Raw genomic sequence first — 18,501 nt, forward strand, 5'->3', positions numbered from 1 at the left:
TCACGTTAGCTCATGGCACGGGCGAAAGCAAACGACTACAGATTTTCCCAGAAGCGGACAAGTCTGGCAGCACAGCGGCGGTCCGACCAGACACTCTCCATGAACCGCCTTCCGGCCCTGCCTGCGGCTTCGCAAAACGCGCGGTCGGAGGCCAGCTCGGCCAGACGCGCCTCAAGCTCCTCGCCGGTCCGGGCAACGAGCCACGGCAGTTCGTCGGTACCGGCGAACCCGGCAATGGTCCGTCGGTTCCAGTCGTCCAGCCCGGCAACGACCGCCAGCCCCTGCGACAGTCCCTCGAGGCTGCTCACCCCGTAATAGCCCTGCATGTGATCAAACAGCACGTGACAGCGACGCTTGCGGCGCAGACACTCGGCGTTCGGCACATCGTCGATCAGGTCCACTTCAAGGCCAAGCCCGCACAGGCGGAGCCGCTCGGCCACGGCAAGAAATTCGTCGGTGTTCTTCAGGTCCTTGCGCGTGGGAGAGTGGGCCACCCGGAGCGTCCCGTCCGTGCGGCGTTCCGGATCGGGCCTGAAAAGCGGCTCGTCCTGCGGCACCAGATTCGGCTGCCAGCGGGCCTCGGGCAGCAATTTCAGCAAATCGGGGGTGCTGACAAGCAAATTCTCCCGGCCAAGCTCGGCGTACTTTCGCCGGAAAGACTCCGGGTTGGAGCGAAAATCGTGATGCCCGTGATGGTGATGCACCACGGCCTTTCCCGCGAGATGGTCAGCAGGAAGATACGGCCCGAAGGCGGTGTGCTCATCCGCCGTCATGTGGAAATGCAGAATGTCGCTGGTCTCCAAAAGCTCACCGAGCTCCTGCACCCCTTCGTCATCAAGATCAGGGACGTGCAGGTCCTTTTCCCATGAATGGGTGTAGCGCGTTTCCAGCGTGACCAGACGACAGGAGTGATCGAAGTGACGGCTCACGGCACGGCAGAACTGGATGGCCGTGCCTGCAGGATCGTTTATGGCCAGCATGAGGATGTTCATCAGGCTTTCCCGCCACCTTCAAAGCGGACCTCCAGCCGGGCCATGTAGTCGCCCAGCCTGTCCACGAGCTTGCGCACCTGCTCCGAATCTCCGGCCTTGGCCGCCATCTCGATGCCCCGGCCGATCTCGGTGACCTCCGGCAGCCCGAAGGACGCCCCGGACCCCTTGGTGCGGTGGCCGATGAGTCCCGCCTCGTCCATATCGCCGCGCTCCACGGCCCGCTGCAGCGCCTCCTGCTCCCGCTCCCGGATTTCGAGGTAGCGAGGCAAAATGGGTTCGAGCCAGTCCTCGAGCGTTACGACGATGGGGCCTTGCGCGGGGATCATTCGGCTGGATTCATCTCCACTTTTTCCAGTTCTTCCTTGCGGTCCGCGCCCAGATCCAGCGTACCCAGCGCCTCGGGCAGCCGCATGGAGAAATCACGCATGGTGTCCACGCGGGCCACAAGCCCCTTGAAGGACACGTCCAGCACATGGCCGCCTGTGGTCCCGTCCTTGGAAAGAAAATGCCAATGGAACCCCGGCACGCTGACGCCCTTCATGTATCCGGGCGTCCAGATGCGACCAGCGTGCCCTCGGTGCTCGTCAACTTGACGATAACCTGCTCTTTCACCACTTCGGCCAGCGGCCTGTAGGGCGGGGTCTGGGCCGGAATGGCCCGGGTCTTGAGCATCTCGAAACGTCCATCAATGCGGATGGCGTGAAAAAAGTTGCCGGACGAGAGGTGCTTGCCGACCGCAGCGTTGAGCGCCTTGATATCGGGAATGTCGTCCAGCGAGGCGATGGAGTCTTCGCTGAAATCCGTGACCGCGGCAAACGGCACGAGAGCATTGTCCTTCAAAACAGTGGCCTCGCCGCCAGCCTTGACGTGGTAGGCCTTGCCGTCCAGCACGACAAGCTCGCCGTCCAGCCCGTTGAGGGTGCCGAGGCCGAAACCGCCGCGCTCCAGCAACTCTCCCACCGTGAGACGACCGTCGTACAGCCCGGCCAGCAGCGCATCGATTGTGGAGTACTGAAAGAGTTCCCCCGCCACCGCCGACGCCGCCATGAAGAGCGACAGGCAGAGCGCCAACACTATCCGTTTCATTTTCCCCCCGATATGAGACCGTTATTCCTGAAGCTGCCCGTTCAGCCGTTTCATCCAGACTTCGGCCGTATGCGTCATGAAATAGAGTTTTCGCCCCTGATTGCCGCCCACATCCATGGTGTCGACCTTCAGCCCCCAATCCTTGAGCACTTTCTTGGCCGCATCCACGTTGCGGCGTCCGACATTGTAGGTGCTGTAGCCCTCGGTGCGAACGGCAAGGCCCGACGCGCCGCCGAAAACCTTGACCGTGAGGTCCTGAAGCGGAACGCGCAGCTTGTTCATGCCCTGAAGCATGTTCGCGACGGCCGTGTCCACGAAACGGCAGACCTGCGGGTCGCGGCCGCCCCTATTGGACTCGTGGGAATCCGGCAGGAAGGCATGGCAGATGGCCCCGGTGCCGGTGGGCAGGTGGGTCATGGTAATGGCGACGCAGGAGCCGAGCACCGTGGTGACCATGGTGGGCTGAACCGCAAGAAAACAGTCGCCGGTCTGCAAGAAGACATTGGGGTAGTCATCGTGTTTTCGTTTCATCGCCTGTAGACCCGCTGCCGCCGGAACCCGGCGTGAAGAAGCTGTTGTGGAAATCGTACCTGAACAGAATGAATCACGGCACCCCTCAAGTCAACTGCCTGCGCCCTTTTTTGCTATCTGGCCGTCGATGCACTGCACCAGCGCAAGTGAGACGAGCGCCATGACCGCCGCGCCCGCGAATACCGCCCGGTAGTTTGCCAGCCAGGCCAGCCCGCCAAGTGCCGGGATGAACACCGCCGCAATGTGGTTGATGGTAAATCCCATGGCCATGCCCGAAGCGATGTCACCGGCGTCGGCGATCTTTTGGTAGAAGGTGCGGATGGCCATGGCAAAGTTGAAGAAGATGTTGTCCAGCACATAAAGCGCCCCGGCCACCCATGGGTTGTCGGTCAGCGCATAGGCGGTGAAGACGAGGAAGAGCGCGCCGTATTCGAGGCTCAGGACCTTGCGCTCGCCAAAGCGGTTTACAGCCTTGCCGATGAGCGGGTTCACCAGCCAGTTGATGATGTTGTTGAGCACGAAGAGCACGGTGATGCCGCGCACCGAGTAGTCGAACTTCTGGACCAGCAGGAACACGGCAAAGGCAACGAATATCTGCCGCCGCGCCCCGGAAAGAAAGGTCAGCGCGTAGAAAAGCCAATACCGTTTGCGAAGAAAGAGCTTCTTGCGCTGGGGCGCCACTTCCTTGTGGGTGGGGTCCTGCGTGAAAGCCCATATACCGGTGAGCACGGCCACGGCTCCGGCCGCCACGAACATGGCCTTGTAATCGGAAAAGCCTGCGGCCACGAAGATGGCCCCGCCCACCGCGATGTTGGTGAGCGCGGCAAAGCTCCTGAGCCTGCCCAGCACCAGCGGTGCCTCGGTGTGGCCGAAGTACTGCAGCGTCAGGGACTGGTTCATGGTCTCGAAGTAGTGAAACCCGAAGCTCATGACCAGCGTGGCGAAGATGATGCCGCCCACCGAGGGCATGAAGCCCGTCATGGCCACCCCGACGCCGAGGACGCCCACCGAGAGCGCGGCCAGCCGATGCTCGCGGATTATCAACAGCACGTAGACAGCCAACAGGGCCAGAAAGCCCGGCACTTCGCGAAGCGACTGGACCACGCCGATGTCGAGCCCGTCCAGTCCGCCCACCTCAACGGCGAAATTGTTCAGGAGCGTGCGCCAGCCCTGAAAAGCCACGTGCGCCCCGAGCGTCAGGACCAACAGAAATATGTACATTCGCTTGCTGCGATCGGAAATCATGAAGCCTCCCGGAAGTCGACGGAACATATGCCTTTCAACTCGCATTGATCAAGGGTAAACAGACTGCCGGAGGCTGAGCGCATGAAGAACAGAAATATGGTCGTGGTCAGCGCCTGCCTGCTGGGCGTGAACTGCCGCTACGACGGCGGCTCGCAGGAGCACCCCGAAGCCCTCGAACTGCTACGGGAAGGACGCGCGGTTCCGGTCTGCCCGGAGCAACTCGGCGGCCTGCCCACACCGAGGGACCCGGTGGAGATCGTGAACAGTGCCGTGGTTGACCGCGACGGCGTGGACCATAGCGGGGCCATCGAACGCGGCGCGCAGGAAGCTGTCCGCTTGGCAAAACTGGCGGGATGCACCTCGGCTCTGCTCCAGCCACGCTCCCCGTCCTGCGGCTGTGGCACGGTGTACGACGGCACGTTTTCCGGCAGGCTGATTTCCGGTGACGGATTGTTCACCCGCGCCCTGCGCGACAACGGCATTGCCCCGAGAGCCGCGGACCATGACGACTGATCTGCGCCCCCTGCCCATGACCGTGCGCGAGAACCCGCGCGCCAAACGGATCATCATGAAGCTGCTGCCCGGTGCCGGGCTGGAGGTGGTCACCCCGCGCGGGTTGCGCCGGGCGCTGGTCACGGACATGCTGGAGAGCAGGCGAGACTGGATCGCCCGCACCGCCACGGATATGGCCGCGCAGGGCCGCTCTCCGTGGCCCGAACCGCCAGCAGTTCCCGAAGAGGTTCGGTTTCCGGCCATCGACCGCACCCATCCGGTGCGCCACGTGATCCGGCCCGGCCGCGTCAGCCTGACGCAGAACGCGGGCAGCCTGATGCTGGCGGGCAACGACGAAGCCGCCCTGCTTGAACGCCTGCGGGATTTCGTGCGCACCACGGCGCGGGAAAGTCTTCCGGAACGACTGCGGACCATGAGCCGCGAGCTGAACCTGCCCTTTGAGTCCGTGACCATCCGCAGCCAGCGGCGACGCTGGGGCAGTTGCTCTTCGAGAGGTCGCATCAGCCTGAACTGCAAAACCCTGTTTCTCACCCCGGAGCTGGCCGAGCACCTCATGCTCCACGAACTCTGCCACCTCAAGCACCCGGATCACTCCCCGGCGTACTGGAAGCTGGTCGCACGCCACCAGCCCGACTTCAAACGGCTGGAGACCGACCTTCGAGACGCCATGCGCCTTGTTCCGGGCTGGATGGAAGCGACTCCGCACGGTTCGGCGGACCTTTTCTATACTTTCCGATGAGAGCGTCGGGCTAGGTCAGCCCGGCCTTGACGAGGACCTTGTCGAGCAGCTGCACAAGCCCTTCGTCGAACGCGCCGCGCATCCCCTTGATCCTGACCATGGCCTCGAAAGGCGTCAGCGCCTTGCGCCACGGCCTGATTCGCACGAACCCGTCGTAGACGTTGCACAGCGCGAGCACGCGGGCATAATAGGGGAGCATGTCGCCGCGCGCCTGCGAAGGATATCCCCGCCCGTTTTCCAGTTCGTGATGAAAAAGGATGCAGTGCAGCGCCTCCTGCGGCAGTGGCAGCATGGAGCAGACGCTGACCCCGAGAGCCGGGTGGGAATGCAACAGTCGGCGCTCGTCATCCTCAAGCGTGTCGGGATGGCGTTCAAAGATTTCCTGCGGCAGTTCCAGCTTGCCCATGTCGTGCAGGAGCGCGCCCACGGAACAGGCACCGAGCAGCTCGCGCCCTTTCATGCCGCTGGCGTTCAGCAGGCTGGTGGTCAGGACCATGACCCCGACCCCGTGCTCGTAAAGGTCCGAGCTTTCGGATACGAGCCGGGCTATCTCCCGGATGGCTTCGGGCTGGATGAAAAAGGACATGCTGTCGCGCAGCAGGGACTGAATGCGCTGAAAACGCACCGCACCGCCCGGATTCGGCAGGGATCGGTCAAAAGCCTCTCGCGCCGCGGCCGTGGTTGCCTCGCAAAAGAGTTCGGCCCGCACCTGACAGGGAATCCTCTCGTCTTCCAGAAATATGGAGATGTTTTCGCGAACATACTCGTTATAGGCGCTTCGCTCGCAGCCGCGCACATGCAGCCGCTCCACGCCCATGGAGGCAAGGCGTTCGCAGTGCGCTTCCGTCACGATCTCACCTTTGGCCGCGTACAGCACCATCTTGCCGCCCTGTTCCAGATAGATGGAGAACGGACCGGACAATGCGGGCTGCAACACCTGCGTCGGCACGGAAAACAGGCTCGCACCCTTTTCCCTGCTCTTGGCTCCCGCGCGCTGGCGAGTGGTCTGGCTGGTATTTCTGGTCATGCCGGGACATTCCCGAGGGACTGCGTGAAGGCGGCATGGATTGCGGAAATCGTCGGGGAGGTCCCGACGAAGGGCGTTTCGGCAACCCGGCTGTCTTCATGAGACCCGTGGCTTTCCGTCCCCGCCTCGCGGCGGGTTTGGCGTTTTCGAACGAGAAAGGCTTGTAAAATGGAAAGCCGGGATTGTAAAGGGGCACCCCTGCCCTGCTTTCCTGAAGAAAAGCGGCCTCCCGTTTCCGGGAGGCCGCGTGGTGTCTTAGGATTCCTTCAGCTTGTTGATGAGTTCGTTGAGCTCCACCGCCATGCGCGCCAGCTCGCCGATGGCCTGGCTTGACTGGCTCATGGCCCCGGCAGTGTCCTGCGAGATGCGGTTAACCTCGTCCATGGAGCGGCTGATCTGCTCGCTCGCAGCGGACTGCTCTTCCGAGGCAGTGGCGATGTTGCGGACCTGATCCGCTGTGTCGTCCACGATGGTCACGATCTCGCGCAGCGAACCGCCTGCCTGATCCGCAAGCGAGGTGCTGCGGTCAACGGCTTCGGCCGCACCGTCCATGCCCTGAATGCTGCTGCGGGTGCCTGTTGGATCTGCCCCACTGCGGTCTCCACGTCCTTGGTGGCGGACATGGTCTTTTCCGCGAGTTTGCGCACTTCATCGGCGACCACCGCAAAACCGCGTCCTGCCTCGCCCGCACGAGCGGCCTCAATGGCCGCGTTCAGTGCCAGCAGGTTGGTCTGGTCCGCGATGTCGGTGATTACGTTCATGATCTGGCCGATGCCCTCGGCACGCTCACCGAGACCGGAGAGCTGCTCCTTCATGGCGCTGGCCCGGCTGTCCACCTCGCCGATGGCCTCAACAAGGGCCGCCACGAGGTCCTGACCGTTCTGCGCCTGTTGGCGGGCACCGTCTGCGCTTTCGGACGCCATGGACGCGTTGCGGGCCACTTCAAGCACGGACGCGTTCATCTGCTCCATGGCCGTTGCGGCTTCGGAGGCCATGGAGCTCTGGGAATCCGCTCCTCGGCTGGCCTCTTCAACCTTGACGGAGAGCTGCTCCGAGGACGCGGTAACGCGTTCCACGATGCCTTCAAGGGCACTGGCGGCCTGCAGCATGCCGTCCCGCTTGGCGGACTCGGCCTTGGCGCGGGCTTCTTCAGCCTCCTGCATGGCCTCGCGGGCCTTGCGGGTCTGCTCTTCGGCCTCTTCGGTCTTGGTCTCGGCCTGAGCGATCATGTTCGCCAAACCGGTGACCATCTCGCGAAGCGACTCGGCCAGGGTCCCGATCTCGTCTTTCTGACGAATCTCGATCTCGGTCTTGAGGTCCCCGCTTGCCACCTTTTCGGCAGCTCCGGCGAGGCTTCTGAGCGGCTTGATGACGATGCGGCCCATGTACCAATTCAGACCGAACACCACGATGATGAGACAGACAAGAATGGACAGGCTCAGGCTGGTGAGCGTCCGGATGAGCGGTTCGATCAGTTCCGAGCTTTGAATCAGGCCCACGAACTTCCAGCCGAGCTTCGGCGAAGTATGCACGACAGCCTGATAGGACTTCCCGCCAAGCTCCACCTCAATCATTCCTTCATCGTGATTGAACAGGCGCTTGTAGGCCGCGACATCCAAGTCGGATACGTTCTTGAAATTGTTTTCCGCATTGCTCGGGTCTGCCAGAACCACGCCGTCGTCCTGCATCAGGACCACGTAGCCGGTCTTGCCGATGCGCACCGACTCGACCATGGCGGTCAGGTTGGCAAGAGAGATATCCATGGCCGCGACGCCGAGGATGGTACCGTTACGTTCCACCGCCCGTGCGACACTGACCATGGCGCTCCCGTCCGTGGATTCGTATGCCTTGGAAAGCGTGGGCTTGTCCGGCGTCTTGACCGCCGTCTTATACCACGGCCGCACGCGCGGGTCGTAGCCACCCGGCATGGTGGACCCCCGGCTCATGGCAAAGGCGCCCTGCCGGGTTCCGAAGTAGATATCCACATAATTCTCATGGGTCTCCTTCATGGTGGTGTAGAGGTCCATGAGCTCTTGTCCCAGCGGGTCATCGTCCCTTGCGGCCACCTTCACGTCACCTTCGGGCAGGTCCTTGTATCCCGTGGTGATGCTGTCGGCGTCAGCCAGCCGTTGGTCCTCGGCGATCATGTTGATATTTGACATGGCCTCCTCGATGAACAGACTCATGGTCTGGTCAACGTCTTCAAGCTGCCATGTGGTGTTCTTGAGAAAGTTTTCCTCTTTCTGCTGATACGAGTTCGTCGCCACAATGACGAACATCGCCGCACCGACAAGGAAAAGAGAGAGGACAAACCCCCAGATTATTTTCACTTTGATTGACATGTTCATTGGTCCCCCTTGAAATGAAATGGTCACACACTCTCCTTGTCACCCAATTACTACAATATCACACGCTTTCCATGCAGAAAAGAATTACTATTGCCTCCCGATTTGTTGCAATCCGCGCTGACAGGCGTACGCTGCCCCTCATGCGACACTTCATGGCCCCCGGCATACGGTACATGCTCGCAGGAACGGTCTGCTTCGGCATCGGGACGCTTTTCGTCAAGATGGCAGGCCAGACGCTGCCCACGCTCGAGGTGCTCTTCTCCAGAGCTGCCGTGGGCATTGCCTATTGCTTGATCCTGCTCCGGGGAACAGGCGTCCCGCCCCTTGGAAGGCGCAAGGGTCTGCTGCTGCTCAGAGGGCTGCTCGGATTCGCCGCACTGGCCTGCAATTTCTACTCATTCATCGAGCTTCCCCTTTCCGAAGCCACAGTCCTCCTCTTTCTGCATCCGATATTCGTGGCCGTCCTCGCAGCCGCGATCCTGCACGAACGTCTCGGCCTGCCCGGAGCCTTCAGTCTTGTAGCCGGCACCGCTGGCGTGCTGCTGGTCACCAAGCCAGCCTTTCTTTTCGGAACCCCCATGCCCCTGCCGCCTCTGGCCGTGGGCGTGGCCATTCTCGGGGCCATGTTCTCTGCCATGGCCATCATTACGGTGCGCGCCCTCGCCCAAACCGAAAACCCTCTCTCCGTTATTCTCTACCCGCCAATGGTCATCGGTGTTTTCGCTCCACTTGCCGACGGCTGGAACTGGGTTCTGCCCAGCGGGACGGAATGGCTCCTGCTGCTTGGTGTCGGGCTGACCATGAACGTCGGCCAGCATCTCATGACCAAAGGCTACCAGCTCGAACACGCGGCCCCGGCAGCGGCGGTGGGCTACGTGGAAGTGATTCTCGCCGTCTTGCTGGGCTGGATGGCATACGGACACGTCCCGGATGGTCTGACCATCGCCGGGTCGGCGCTCATCATGAGCGGCACCCTGACCGTGGCCGCGCGGTCGCGCAAGGCTCCGCCGCCGCATCCCGTGCCCTACCCGCCGAAACACGGCAGTCCATAACCGAAAAAGGCGATCCGACGCCCGTGCGTCGAACCGCCTTTCCCGAAAATGGATTGCGTATCTGCCGTTACCGAATGCCGACATTCATCAACACTCGTGGTAATCCTTGTTGATGTACAGGCAGAGGTCGAAAAGGTTGTTGACCATCTCGTCCACAACGTCCTCTTCCTTTTCCTGCACGCTGAGGGTCTTGTTGACTATTTTCGAAAACAACATGCCGATGAGCTGGTCATCGTAGACGGACCAGTACTTCTGACCCGACGGGAACTTTTTATCAAAACCGTAGTAGTACATCCTTGTCTCTGCCTCGGTTTTCCTGTTGGTGTTGTCATTCATATCGGCCCAAGAGAAAAAACACTTAAGGCGCAGGGTGGAATATTTCCGGCGTCCATGGCAAAGTCCCCGTGTGCCGTATGCCAACCTTGCAGAAACACGACGATTGATGTCGTATTGTTTCCGGCACGTCACAAGGCTGCAACTTTGTATGTGCTAGTCAGATGCGCAATCTAAACAAAGGAGTCCACCGTGGCTGATCGAAAGATTCTCGTTGTCGAGGACCACAAGGACACGCGAGAACTGCTTAAATACAACCTGACCCACAACGGGTTCGAGGTGGCCGCCGAATCCGACGGTGCCTCGGGGCTGGAGCGCGCCAAGACCTTTCAGCCCGACCTCATCCTGCTCGACCTGATGCTCCCCGGCATGGACGGCCTTGACGTCTGCCGCCGTGTGAAGCAGAGCTCCGAACTCTCGCATATCCCTGTCATCATGCTCACCGCAAAGGGAGAGGAAATAGACCGCATCGTCGGCCTTGAACTCGGTGCCGACGACTATGTGGTCAAGCCATTCTCTCCTCGCGAACTCATTTTGCGCATCAAGGCAATCATGCGCCGCAGTGCAGACAAGCCTTCCAAGACCCCCAACGTATGGGAACGCGATGGCTCAGCATCGATTTTGAAGCGCACCAGCTCACCGTTGACGGCGAACCGGCCATGCTCACGGCCACCGAATTCAAGCTGCTGACGGAACTGGTCACAGGCCGTGGCAAGGTCCAGACCCGCGACCACCTGCTGGACACTGTCTGGGACACGCATTTTGAAGGGTACTCCCGCACCGTGGACACTCATGTGCGCAGACTCCGCCAGAAGCTCGGGCCCTACGCCGAGTGGGTAGAGACCGTCCGTGGCGTGGGCTACCGCTTCCGCGCCTGATCCCCCACGAGCGCAATTACACCGACCCGCTACGACACGAATATACCACGCAAAAACGCCCCGGCCTGAGACAGGCCGGGCGTTTTGCGTTCAGTATCTTGAGCGCTAGTTGTCGCCAAGCGTAATCTGGAACGCCAGAGCGTAGAGGTGGTCGAAAAAATCGACATACTCGACAGGGATGTGCGGCGGAACCTGAATGCGTGCGGGCGCAAAGTTGATGATGCCGCGGATATTGGCTTCCACCAGATGGTTTGCAGCGCGCTGGGCGCGGTCCGACGGGGTGGTGATGATGCCGATCTCAAGGCCGAGCTCGGGAGCGCGCTCCTTGAGATGCGTGGGGCACACGATCTCCATGCCTGTGACTTCCTTCCCGATCTTGTCGGGGTCACAGTCGAAGGCGGCCTTGATGTCAAAACCCTGCGGGCGAAATCCTGATGCTTGAGCAGGGCTGTTCCAAGGTTGCCGACACCGATGAGCGCACAATTCCAGACCCGGTCGATGCCGAGGGATTCCTTGATTGAGGAAATCAGTTCGTGGACGTAGTACCCGACACCGCGCACGCCGAACTCTCCGAAATAGGCAAGGTCCTTGCGGATTTGAGAAGAGTTAACGGAACAGGCTTTGGCAAGTTTTTCCGAGGAGATAACCTCCACGCCATCGCGCAGCAGGTTTTCCAGAACCTGAATGTAGACAGCCAGTCTGCCGATGGTCGCCTTGGGGATGTGTTCGCTTTTCATTGTATCGACCGGATCACCCAATCATGTGAAATTTTTAACATGTTTGTGCCGAAAAAGGGAGGCCGAAGCCTCCCTTTATCATCAATACTGATTCGTAACCGCTTACATGAAGGGGTTAACGAAGAGGAGGATCAGGCAGACAACGAGGGCGTAAATAGCCAGGGATTCGATGAATGCGAGACCGAGGATCAGGGTGGTGGTCAGCTTGGAACCGGCTTCGGGGTTGCGAGCGGTACCTTCGACAGCACCCTTGAGGCCCATGCCCTGACCGATGCCGCAGAGACCGGCGGCCAGGCCCATGCCCAGAGCGGTAGCGTAAGCAACGGCGGAACCGAGAGCGGCGTCACCGGCAGCAAAAGCGGCGGTAGCAACGAGGGTCATGGCCACGGTGGCGAAAAGGGTTTTCAGAGCTTTCATGATAATTCCTCCAAAAGATTGTTATATGTTTGGTCAGATGACCGTTTCCCCAAAATTGAGTGTTCGATCCTAATGCGCGTGGTCCAGGGCGCCCTGCAGGTAGATCATGCTGAGCATGAAGAAGATGAACGCCTGAATGGTTTTCGCGAGGATGAACAGGAAGTACATGGGCAGGGTGCCGAACACCGGTGCCAGCATGAACAGCAGGACAAGCACGATTTCCTCACCGCGGATGTTGCCGAACAGACGCAGCGTGAGCGAAAGCGGGCGGGCGCAGTGGGAGATGAGTTCCAGAACCAGCATCAAGGGAGCAAGACCGGCCATCGGGCCCATGAAGTGCTTGATGTAACCGAAGCCCCATTTACGGATGCCCTGGAAGTTGTAGTACAGGAAGATGAACCCGGCCATGGCGATGTTGGTATTCAGGTTCGCCGTGGGCGCGTCACAGCCCGGAATCAGGCCGATGTAGTTCATGGTCAGGATGAACAGGAACAGCGTGATGAGCACCGGAAAGACCTTGCGGCCTTCTTCACCGATGTTGGAGACGACGAAGTCTTCCAGACCGCCGATGATCACCTCGAAAAGATTCTGCATGCCGCCGGGAACGAGCTGCAGACGACCGCGCACGATGAGCGCACTGACAAAGAGAATGAGCATGGCAAGCCAGGTGTACCAGACGTGCAGCTCAATAAACTCCAGGTGCAGAGCATTGCGCAGGATTTCCATGTACAAAAGGGGATGCGGGAGACCGCCACCAATTGCCATATCCTTATGCCTCCTTAGAAAAACTAGCCTTTAGTTCGCCCGAAATGCACCAGCCCCCAGGCGGTGATAGTCACTACCACCGTGGAAAGCCCCAGTACCAGACTCCAGACAGGAACCTGCCAGACCCCTATGAGCAGGTATAGTGCGATACCGCTCAGGATCAGCTTTCCATAGAATATCAAAAGCAGGGTGAGGACTGCTCCGCGTTGCACGTACACCAACCGCTGAACCACCCGGGCAAGTGCCCAGAAGTTGAATGTCGCCACTGCGGCTCCAGCCGCAAACGCAAGCGCCCACTCCGAGATGCGTCCCATTACCAGCAGCGCCAATGATGACGTGGTCGCCACCATCAGTTGACTTCGCATGAGCGCGCGTGCTTCCGGGTGCTCGAATCCCCTCTTCAGAAGAAATCGATCAAGCGCCCGCATCCGCATCGTCATCTCCGGATTCCCGCTTCTGCGAACTCTCTCGGCCACGTTCGTCCTCCCTCTGCAACTTCTGGAGATCCTGATACACCATCCTGAACCCGGATACGATTCCGAGAATCAGGAAGATCATGATCATCCAAGGCTTCACCGACCAACCGAACGTCTCGTCCAGCCAGTCCCCGAGGAAGTACCCCATGGCCAGTCCGACAAAGGTCGAGGATACGAGGTGAAGGCCCAGCACACCGGCCGTGCCGCCCACCTTCAGAAAATCCTGAAACCTGTCATTCTTAAAGAACATTGGTCTTGCCCGATCCTTTCTCCGCTTCCGGTGCGAACCGACCGGAAAACCCGGTTCGTGCAATCCTTCACAAGTTGGTGAGAACTACCACAAGCCCCACTTTCCCGTCAATGCGTTTTTCCGCGCCATCACAATCTTTTTCAATTCGTTCGCGACCCTGCGACATTACAGCAAAACAGGGAACATCGTTCGGGAAAAAATTCACGATATCCCGCGCCATGCTTGATTATTCTCGCATCTCGAAGTATTCAAGAGAATGTTTAGACTTTTCAGGAGGCATTATGCCCTATAGATTTGTATTGTTTCTCGTCCTCGCGGTGGCTCTTTGCGGATGCGCGCGCAAGCACATTCCTTCTTCGCCTCCGGGCCAGCCCGAGCCGGGCGTTGTGGAGGTGACCGTGGACGGCGACGCGCCGGAAGAGGCTGCCACGACGCCAAATCCCGAAGCAGAGCCGAACACCGAAGCGCACGCCGCCGCCCCTTCGGACGCCTCGGAGTTCACCGAAGCGGAACTCCCGGCCGAAGAGACGGCGGTCATGCAGGAAAAAGCCCCCGAAGCCGAAACGGTCCAGCGCATCGGCGAAGGGCTGGTGTTCGTTCAGGTCGGAGCGTTCGAAGACCCGGACAAGGCTCGTCGCATCCTGGCCGATCTCATGGCCGAGGGCTACTCTGGCTCACGCATGGTCAAGGACGGCCCCCTGCTCAAGGTGCAGGCCGGCGGGTTCTCTGACGAAGCGGCGGCCAGGGCAGCCAAGGACGGCTTCCTTGAGCAGTATCCGGGCAGCTTCATTACCCGTTAAGCTCGGCGCGGAATTTCCGGGAAAGCCGGAAGACCACGACCTTGCGCGGGGGTAGGGTGATCGTTTCGTTGGTCTGGGGATTGCGCCCCTTGCGCGCCTTCTTGGCGTACGCCTCGAACTTCCCGAAACCGCTGACCAGCAGGGCGTGGTCTTTCTTGATGGCCTGTTTCATGATGTCGAGAACGGTCTCGACGAGGTCCTTGATCTCGGCCCTGTTCTTGTCCGTGCGTTCGTAGATGTAATCCACGATGCCCGCTTTGGTGAGAGTCTGCCCGTTCATGGGGAGGCCTCCATTTCTGCAGGTTATTGGGTACGAGCGGCAATGGCCTCTGCCAGCCGCCGCATCTCCTCGGGGTCCTTGTAGGACTCCTGAGGCCACAGCTTCAGTCCGTCATTGTCGAAACGCGGGATCAGATGAAAGTGCACATGCGGCACCAGCTGCCCCGCTGCCTCGTAATTGTTCTGCATCACGTTGAGCCCGTCCGCGCCGGTCTCCGCCTTCACGGCGTCCGCCACGGCCTTGACTGCCTGCATGAGGTCGTTGCCAAGCTCGGCGGGCATCTCCCACAGCGTGGGATGATGCGCCTTGGGCAGCACCAGCGCGTGCCCGGCATTCACCGGAGCGATGTCCAGAAACCCTATCATGGTCTCGGACTCGTACACCTTGGCACAGGGGATTTCCCCGGCCACGATCTTGCAGAATAAGCATTCGCCAGCCATATGACTCCTTGTTCCCGACCACTGTCCGAACTATCGGACAAAATCGGCAGTTAATTAAGATGTTAACCGACAGTGGAACTTTTAGCAAGTCCGGTCGGCAACTTTTTGATGAATAATAATGTAGAATACGAGGGCCCACACTCCATACAACCCGTGCATGGGATGATCGGCACAGAGTGTTCGCGCTGTCCGGCAATCCGGCCCTAGTCGCCGGGAGTGTATTCGGGAACAAGCTTCGCCAAAATCTCGCGAATGGCTGCACGGTCATGGGCTGCGGACGCCTGACAAGGCGGTCCAGCATGTCCGTCAGCGACCCCGGAGGGATATGGCTGTCCGCGCCGAGCACCATGATCTTTTCGTGCTCGGTTCGTACGATGTCCTCGCCCTCGGTAATCAGCTCCTCATAGAGCTTCTCGCCCTCGCGCAACCCGGTGAACTCGATCGGCACGTCAACGCCCGGCTCTTTTCCGGAAAGCCGGATCAGGTCGCGGGCCATGTCCGCGATGCGTACGGGCTTGCCCATTTCGAGCACGAATATCTCACCGCCCTCACCTTTCTCGCCCATTCCCCCGGCCTGCAAAATGAGCTGCGCGGCCTCGGAGATGCTCATGAAATAGCGCGTCACATCCGGGTGCGTGACCGTGACCGGCCCGCCCTGCTCGATCTGGCGACGGAACAGCGGAACAACCGAGCCGCTGGAGCCGAGCACGTTGCCGAAGCGCACGGCCATGAACCGGGTGCCGTTGCCCTGATAGTGACGCATCAAGTGTTCGGTGACGCGCTTGGTCGCGCCCATCACGTTGGTGGGCCGCACCGCCTTGTCCGTTGAGACCACCACGAAACGGTCCACGCCGTGCTTCAGGGCCGCCTCCATGACCGTGCGGGAGCCGATCACGTTGTTGGTCACCGCCTGCCACGGGCAGCGCTCCAGCATGGGGACGTGCTTGTAGGCCGCCGCATGGAAGACAACTTCGGGGCGGTGCTCCGCGAAGACCCTGTCCATGAGCGGCGCGTCGGCGATGCTTCCGAGCACGGTTGCGTACGCGGTAAAGCCGTATTCGTGGCGCAGCTCCATCTCGATGGTGTGAAGGTTGTATTCGGAAGCGTCTACAAGAACCATCTTGGATGGCCTAAAGCGCACGATCTGACGTGTCAGCTCCGAGCCGATGCTCCCGCCGCAGCCGGTGACGAGGATCACCCGGTCCCGAAGGTAGGCGTTGATGCGGTCCGTCTCCAGATGCACCTCGCGGCGGCCGAGCAGGTCGCGGTAGTTGACCTCGCGCAGGCTGCCCACGCTGATCTTGCCGTCCACGATCTCGCTCATGGGCGGCAGCACCTTGTGCGGCAGCCCGGTGAGCTTGCACATGTCCACGATGCGGCGCATGCGCTCGGACGAGACGTTGTTGGACACGGTGATGAAGATTTCGTCGGGCTCGTATTCGTCCACCACCTCGGGCAGATCGTCCACTCTGCCGAGCACGGGCTTGCCGTGGATGGTGCGGTCCATCTTTGTGGAGTCGTCGTCAAGAAACCCGAGCACGATGCCGAGGGACGGGTTGGCCTGAATCTCCCGCAGGATACGCTCGCCGGAATCTCCGGCGCCGATGAGCAGGATGCGCCGCGGCTTGACCCTCGGCAGCCGCAGAGCCTCGCCCCGGGAATACAGAGCGCGGATGCCCAGCCGGAGAGCACTGGTCAGCACGAGCGTCAGTCCCCAGTCGAGCAGGAAGACGCTCCTCGGGTAGCCCTCGAAGTGGAACCCGAAGGCCGCCACGCCGACCACGATGCCGCTTTGCAGCACGGTGACGCGGATCAGCCGCCAGAAATCATCGAGGCTGGTGTAGCGCCACATGCCCCGGTACATGCCGAAAAAGAGAAAAATGAGCGCCTTGATGGGCACCGCGTACGCGGCCAGATGCAGCATGCGCCGCGCATACTCCGCCGGAATGTCGAAGTCGAAGCGCAGGGCGAAGGCAAAGATCACGGACAGGGCAAACAGGACCATGTCCGCCGCGATCATGACCCAGAAGTTCTTGTTCTGAAAATTGGCCGGACGCCTCATGCCATGCACCCCCTGACAGTCTCCGCAACCAAGGCAAGATCATCGTCACCCATGGCCGTGCCGGAAGGCAGGCAGAGCCCGCGCCGGAAGAGGTCTTCGCTGACCGCGCCGCCGAACATGCGCACGCCTTCAAAAAGCGGCTGCATGTGCATGGGCTTCCAGACAGGACGCGATTCGATGTTGTGCTCCTCAAGGGCCAGCCGGACCGTCTCCGGGTCCGTGCCGGAGGCTTTGTCGAAAAGAATAACGGAGAGCCAGCGCGTGGCCGTATTCCACGGGGCTTCGGGCATGAAGGAGACGCCGGGCAGCCCGCCCAGCTCCCGCACGTAAAAGTCGAAAATGGCCCTGCGGCGTTCCACCCGCTCCTGAAGCACCTCGAGCTGGCCGATGCCGATGCCCGCCAGCACATTGCTCAGACGGTAGTTGTACCCGTAGGTGGAGTGCTCGTAATGCGCGCCGGGGTCGCGGGCCTGCTGCGAGAGCCAACGGACCTTTTCCGCCAGTTTTTCGTCGTCGGTGCAGAACATGCCGCCGCCCGAGGTGGTGATGATCTTGTTGCCGTTGAAGGAATATGTCGCGGCCCGTGCGCCGCAGCCCGCGTGACGGCCCTTGTAGCGGGTGCCCACGGCTTCTGCCGAATCGCAGAGCACCGGGATGTCATACGGTCTGCACACGTCGAGGATGCGGTCGAGGTCGCAGCTCTGGCCGTAGATGTCGGTGGGCACCACGGCGGCCACGCGGCGGCCCTCGGCGTTCAGGGCTTCAAGGGCCTCGGCCAGCAGGACCGGGTCCATGTTCCACGACTCGGCATCGGAATCGATGAAGACCGGCTCGGCCTTGCGGAAGAGCGCAGGCGTAACCGAGCCGATGAACGTCAGGGAGGAGGCCACGACAACGTCGCCCTCGTCCGCGCCGAAACAGCGCAGGCCCAGATGCAGGGCGGCCGTGCCGCTGGCAAGCCCCACGGCGTGGCTGAACCCGGTCAGCTCGGCAAAGCGGCGCTCGAACTCGGCCAGTTGCGGACCGATCGGCGCGATGTAGTTGTCATCGAACGCCTGATGCACGTAGTCGAGTTCGGTGCCGCCCATGTGCGGGGGGGAGAGAAAAATTCGTTTGCGCTGCATCCGGTTATCCTATCAAACGGGCCGGTACGCCCGCCACTGTGACATTATCAGGCACGTCTTCGATGACCGCAGCCCCGGCGCCCACCGTGGCCCATGCCCCGACGCGCACGCCCTGCACCACGGACGAGCCGATGCCGACAAAGGCCCCCTCGCCCACGGTCACGTTTCCGGCCAGCCGCGTTCCCGGCGCGATATGCGCGCAGGCCCCGATGTTGCCGTGATGGTCCACGGAACAGCCGGTATTCAGGATGGCATGCCCGCCCACGCGGGTTCCGGGGTTGATGACCGCTCCGGCGCAGACCATGCAACCCGGCTCCAGCATCACGTCCCTGCCGATGACGGCAGAGGGGTGAATCGCCGCCGCGAACCGCCAGCCTTTTCAGCCAGCCGTCCGGCAGCCTCAAGG

The 18,501-nt window shown here is 61.1% G+C and carries 19 protein-coding genes, 5 pseudogenes and 1 riboswitch; of the genes and pseudogenes, 5 read left to right on the plus strand and 19 right to left on the minus strand.

What is annotated here, in order from left to right; genetic code table 11:
- Positions 1-35: 35 nt before the first annotated feature.
- From JCM12178_RS09580 to JCM12178_RS09605, 5 genes and pseudogenes are all read right to left on the minus strand, one after another.
- Complete coding sequence (locus JCM12178_RS09580; protein ID WP_054650869.1) at positions 36-992, minus strand: glycosyltransferase; 957 nt, start codon at positions 990-992, stop codon at positions 36-38.
- Positions 992-1,318 (minus strand): Hpt domain-containing protein, encoded by a 327-nt coding sequence (locus JCM12178_RS09585; protein WP_054650871.1) that lies wholly within the window; start codon positions 1,316-1,318, stop codon positions 992-994. The genes JCM12178_RS09580 and JCM12178_RS09585 overlap by 1 nt, the downstream gene beginning before the upstream one ends.
- Positions 1,315-2,078, minus strand: a pseudogene (budA, locus tag JCM12178_RS09595) (acetolactate decarboxylase). The gene JCM12178_RS09585 and the pseudogene budA overlap by 4 nt, the downstream one beginning before the upstream one ends.
- A 21-nt stretch (positions 2,079-2,099) precedes the next feature.
- Entirely contained in the window at positions 2,100-2,609 is a 510-nt protein-coding gene (locus JCM12178_RS09600; protein ID WP_054650877.1) for a chemotaxis protein CheD, read from the minus strand.
- A 90-nt stretch (positions 2,610-2,699) separates the two neighbouring features.
- On the minus strand, positions 2,700-3,854 hold the full coding sequence (locus JCM12178_RS09605; protein ID WP_054650879.1) for an MFS transporter: 1,155 nt from the start codon (positions 3,852-3,854) through the stop codon (positions 2,700-2,702).
- A gap of 81 nt (positions 3,855-3,935) precedes the next feature.
- Between JCM12178_RS09605 and JCM12178_RS09610 the strand changes: the two genes are divergently transcribed.
- Both JCM12178_RS09610 and JCM12178_RS09615 read left to right on the plus strand, forming a co-directional pair.
- Complete coding sequence (locus JCM12178_RS09610) at positions 3,936-4,367, plus strand: 2-thiouracil desulfurase family protein (protein ID WP_245628700.1); 432 nt, start codon at positions 3,936-3,938, stop codon at positions 4,365-4,367.
- Positions 4,357-5,106 carry a M48 family metallopeptidase gene (locus JCM12178_RS09615; protein ID WP_054650881.1) on the plus strand — a complete coding sequence of 250 codons (750 nt, stop codon included), beginning with the start codon at positions 4,357-4,359 and terminating at the stop codon, positions 5,104-5,106. Before JCM12178_RS09610 ends, JCM12178_RS09615 begins: the two co-directional genes overlap by 11 nt.
- A 10-nt stretch (positions 5,107-5,116) precedes the next feature.
- On the opposite strand, the gene JCM12178_RS09620 is transcribed toward JCM12178_RS09615, so the two are convergent.
- On the minus strand, positions 5,117-6,133 hold the full coding sequence (locus JCM12178_RS09620) for an HD-GYP domain-containing protein (protein WP_054650884.1): 1,017 nt from the start codon (positions 6,131-6,133) through the stop codon (positions 5,117-5,119).
- Between the two features lie 77 nt (positions 6,134-6,210).
- Positions 6,211-6,285: riboswitch (cyclic di-GMP riboswitch) on the minus strand.
- A 103-nt stretch (positions 6,286-6,388) separates the two neighbouring features.
- Positions 6,389-8,481: pseudogene (locus JCM12178_RS09630) on the minus strand (methyl-accepting chemotaxis protein).
- 152 nt (positions 8,482-8,633) lie between these two features.
- Here JCM12178_RS09630 and JCM12178_RS09635 point away from each other — a divergent pair.
- Positions 8,634-9,533 (plus strand): DMT family transporter, encoded by a 900-nt coding sequence (locus tag JCM12178_RS09635; RefSeq protein WP_172677103.1) that lies wholly within the window; start codon positions 8,634-8,636, stop codon positions 9,531-9,533.
- Positions 9,534-9,620: 87 nt separating this feature from the next.
- On the opposite strand, the gene JCM12178_RS09640 is transcribed toward JCM12178_RS09635, so the two are convergent.
- The gene (locus JCM12178_RS09640) at positions 9,621-9,869 is read right to left on the minus strand and encodes a hypothetical protein (RefSeq protein WP_245628701.1); all 249 of its coding nucleotides are present in this window, start codon (positions 9,867-9,869) and stop codon (positions 9,621-9,623) included.
- Between the two features lie 189 nt (positions 9,870-10,058).
- Between JCM12178_RS09640 and JCM12178_RS09645 the strand changes: the two are divergent.
- Positions 10,059-10,744, plus strand: a pseudogene (locus JCM12178_RS09645) (response regulator).
- Between the two features lie 105 nt (positions 10,745-10,849).
- Here the strand turns inward: JCM12178_RS09645 and JCM12178_RS09650 are convergent.
- The 6 genes and pseudogenes from JCM12178_RS09650 to JCM12178_RS18690 form a co-directional block, all read right to left on the minus strand.
- Positions 10,850-11,481, minus strand: a pseudogene (locus JCM12178_RS09650) (redox-sensing transcriptional repressor Rex).
- Between the two features lie 102 nt (positions 11,482-11,583).
- Complete coding sequence (locus tag JCM12178_RS09655) at positions 11,584-11,901, minus strand: ATP synthase F0 subunit C (RefSeq protein WP_439646701.1); 318 nt, start codon at positions 11,899-11,901, stop codon at positions 11,584-11,586.
- A gap of 66 nt (positions 11,902-11,967) precedes the next feature.
- Positions 11,968-12,657: a F0F1 ATP synthase subunit A gene (gene atpB, locus JCM12178_RS09660; protein ID WP_439646702.1), complete on the minus strand. Its 690-nt coding sequence runs from the start codon at positions 12,655-12,657 to the stop codon at positions 11,968-11,970.
- 29 nt (positions 12,658-12,686) lie between these two features.
- The gene (locus tag JCM12178_RS09665) at positions 12,687-13,028 is read right to left on the minus strand and encodes an ATP synthase subunit I (protein WP_245628702.1); all 342 of its coding nucleotides are present in this window, start codon (positions 13,026-13,028) and stop codon (positions 12,687-12,689) included.
- Between the two features lie 49 nt (positions 13,029-13,077).
- Positions 13,078-13,389: an AtpZ/AtpI family protein gene (locus JCM12178_RS09670; protein ID WP_083465838.1), complete on the minus strand. Its 312-nt coding sequence runs from the start codon at positions 13,387-13,389 to the stop codon at positions 13,078-13,080.
- Positions 13,390-13,456: 67 nt separating this feature from the next.
- On the minus strand, positions 13,457-13,609 hold the full coding sequence (locus JCM12178_RS18690) for a hypothetical protein (RefSeq protein ID WP_172677104.1): 153 nt from the start codon (positions 13,607-13,609) through the stop codon (positions 13,457-13,459).
- A gap of 61 nt (positions 13,610-13,670) precedes the next feature.
- Here JCM12178_RS18690 and JCM12178_RS09675 point away from each other — a divergent pair, with 61 nt between their 5' ends.
- On the plus strand, positions 13,671-14,189 hold the full coding sequence (locus JCM12178_RS09675) for an SPOR domain-containing protein (RefSeq protein WP_172677105.1): 519 nt from the start codon (positions 13,671-13,673) through the stop codon (positions 14,187-14,189).
- Here JCM12178_RS09675 and JCM12178_RS09680 read toward each other — a convergent pair.
- From JCM12178_RS09680 to JCM12178_RS09700, 5 genes and pseudogenes are all read right to left on the minus strand, one after another.
- Complete coding sequence (locus JCM12178_RS09680; RefSeq protein WP_054650900.1) at positions 14,179-14,469, minus strand: integration host factor subunit alpha; 291 nt, start codon at positions 14,467-14,469, stop codon at positions 14,179-14,181. The genes JCM12178_RS09675 and JCM12178_RS09680 overlap by 11 nt on opposite strands.
- A gap of 23 nt (positions 14,470-14,492) precedes the next feature.
- A complete protein-coding gene (locus JCM12178_RS09685) occupies positions 14,493-14,909 on the minus strand; it encodes an HIT family protein (RefSeq protein WP_054650902.1) in 417 nt (138 codons plus the stop codon).
- Positions 14,910-15,309: 400 nt separating this feature from the next.
- Positions 15,310-16,971: pseudogene (locus tag JCM12178_RS09690) on the minus strand (polysaccharide biosynthesis protein); the annotation flags it as partial.
- Positions 16,968-18,095: a DegT/DnrJ/EryC1/StrS family aminotransferase gene (locus JCM12178_RS09695; protein ID WP_054650904.1), complete on the minus strand. Its 1,128-nt coding sequence runs from the start codon at positions 18,093-18,095 to the stop codon at positions 16,968-16,970. The gene JCM12178_RS09695 and the pseudogene JCM12178_RS09690, both read right to left, overlap by 4 nt.
- A 4-nt stretch (positions 18,096-18,099) precedes the next feature.
- Positions 18,100-18,417, minus strand: a complete 318-nt coding sequence (locus JCM12178_RS09700) for an LbetaH domain-containing protein (RefSeq protein ID WP_245628703.1) — start codon at positions 18,415-18,417, stop codon at positions 18,100-18,102.
- Positions 18,418-18,501 lie beyond the last annotated feature (84 nt).

It is taken from the genome of Salidesulfovibrio brasiliensis JCM 12178, assembly GCF_001311825.1.
Classification (GTDB): domain Bacteria; phylum Desulfobacterota; class Desulfovibrionia; order Desulfovibrionales; family Desulfovibrionaceae; genus Pseudodesulfovibrio; species Pseudodesulfovibrio brasiliensis.

What these genes read in the sequence shown, in the direction of transcription:
- JCM12178_RS09580 (WP_054650869.1), bottom strand. Translation starts at nt 992, where the DNA reads ATGAACATCCTCATGCTGGCCATAAACGATCCTGCAGGCACGGCCATC.
- JCM12178_RS09585 (WP_054650871.1), bottom strand. Translation starts at nt 1,318, where the DNA reads ATGATCCCCGCGCAAGGCCCCATCGTCGTAACGCTCGAGGACTGGCTC.
- JCM12178_RS09600 (WP_054650877.1), bottom strand. Translation starts at nt 2,609, where the DNA reads ATGAAACGAAAACACGATGACTACCCCAATGTCTTCTTGCAGACCGGC.
- JCM12178_RS09605 (WP_054650879.1), bottom strand. Translation starts at nt 3,854, where the DNA reads ATGATTTCCGATCGCAGCAAGCGAATGTACATATTTCTGTTGGTCCTG.
- JCM12178_RS09610 (WP_245628700.1), top strand. Translation starts at nt 3,936, where the DNA reads ATGAAGAACAGAAATATGGTCGTGGTCAGCGCCTGCCTGCTGGGCGTG.
- JCM12178_RS09615 (WP_054650881.1), top strand. Translation starts at nt 4,357, where the DNA reads ATGACGACTGATCTGCGCCCCCTGCCCATGACCGTGCGCGAGAACCCG.
- JCM12178_RS09620 (WP_054650884.1), bottom strand. Translation starts at nt 6,133, where the DNA reads ATGACCAGAAATACCAGCCAGACCACTCGCCAGCGCGCGGGAGCCAAG.
- JCM12178_RS09635 (WP_172677103.1), top strand. Translation starts at nt 8,634, where the DNA reads ATGGCCCCCGGCATACGGTACATGCTCGCAGGAACGGTCTGCTTCGGC.
- JCM12178_RS09640 (WP_245628701.1), bottom strand. Translation starts at nt 9,869, where the DNA reads ATGAATGACAACACCAACAGGAAAACCGAGGCAGAGACAAGGATGTAC.
- JCM12178_RS09665 (WP_245628702.1), bottom strand. Translation starts at nt 13,028, where the DNA reads ATGCGAAGTCAACTGATGGTGGCGACCACGTCATCATTGGCGCTGCTG.
- JCM12178_RS09670 (WP_083465838.1), bottom strand. Translation starts at nt 13,389, where the DNA reads ATGTTCTTTAAGAATGACAGGTTTCAGGATTTTCTGAAGGTGGGCGGC.
- JCM12178_RS18690 (WP_172677104.1), bottom strand. Translation starts at nt 13,609, where the DNA reads ATGGCGCGGGATATCGTGAATTTTTTCCCGAACGATGTTCCCTGTTTT.
- JCM12178_RS09675 (WP_172677105.1), top strand. Translation starts at nt 13,671, where the DNA reads ATGCCCTATAGATTTGTATTGTTTCTCGTCCTCGCGGTGGCTCTTTGC.
- JCM12178_RS09680 (WP_054650900.1), bottom strand. Translation starts at nt 14,469, where the DNA reads ATGAACGGGCAGACTCTCACCAAAGCGGGCATCGTGGATTACATCTAC.
- JCM12178_RS09685 (WP_054650902.1), bottom strand. Translation starts at nt 14,909, where the DNA reads ATGGCTGGCGAATGCTTATTCTGCAAGATCGTGGCCGGGGAAATCCCC.
- JCM12178_RS09695 (WP_054650904.1), bottom strand. Translation starts at nt 18,095, where the DNA reads ATGCAGCGCAAACGAATTTTTCTCTCCCCCCCGCACATGGGCGGCACC.
- JCM12178_RS09700 (WP_245628703.1), bottom strand. Translation starts at nt 18,417, where the DNA reads ATGCTGGAGCCGGGTTGCATGGTCTGCGCCGGAGCGGTCATCAACCCC.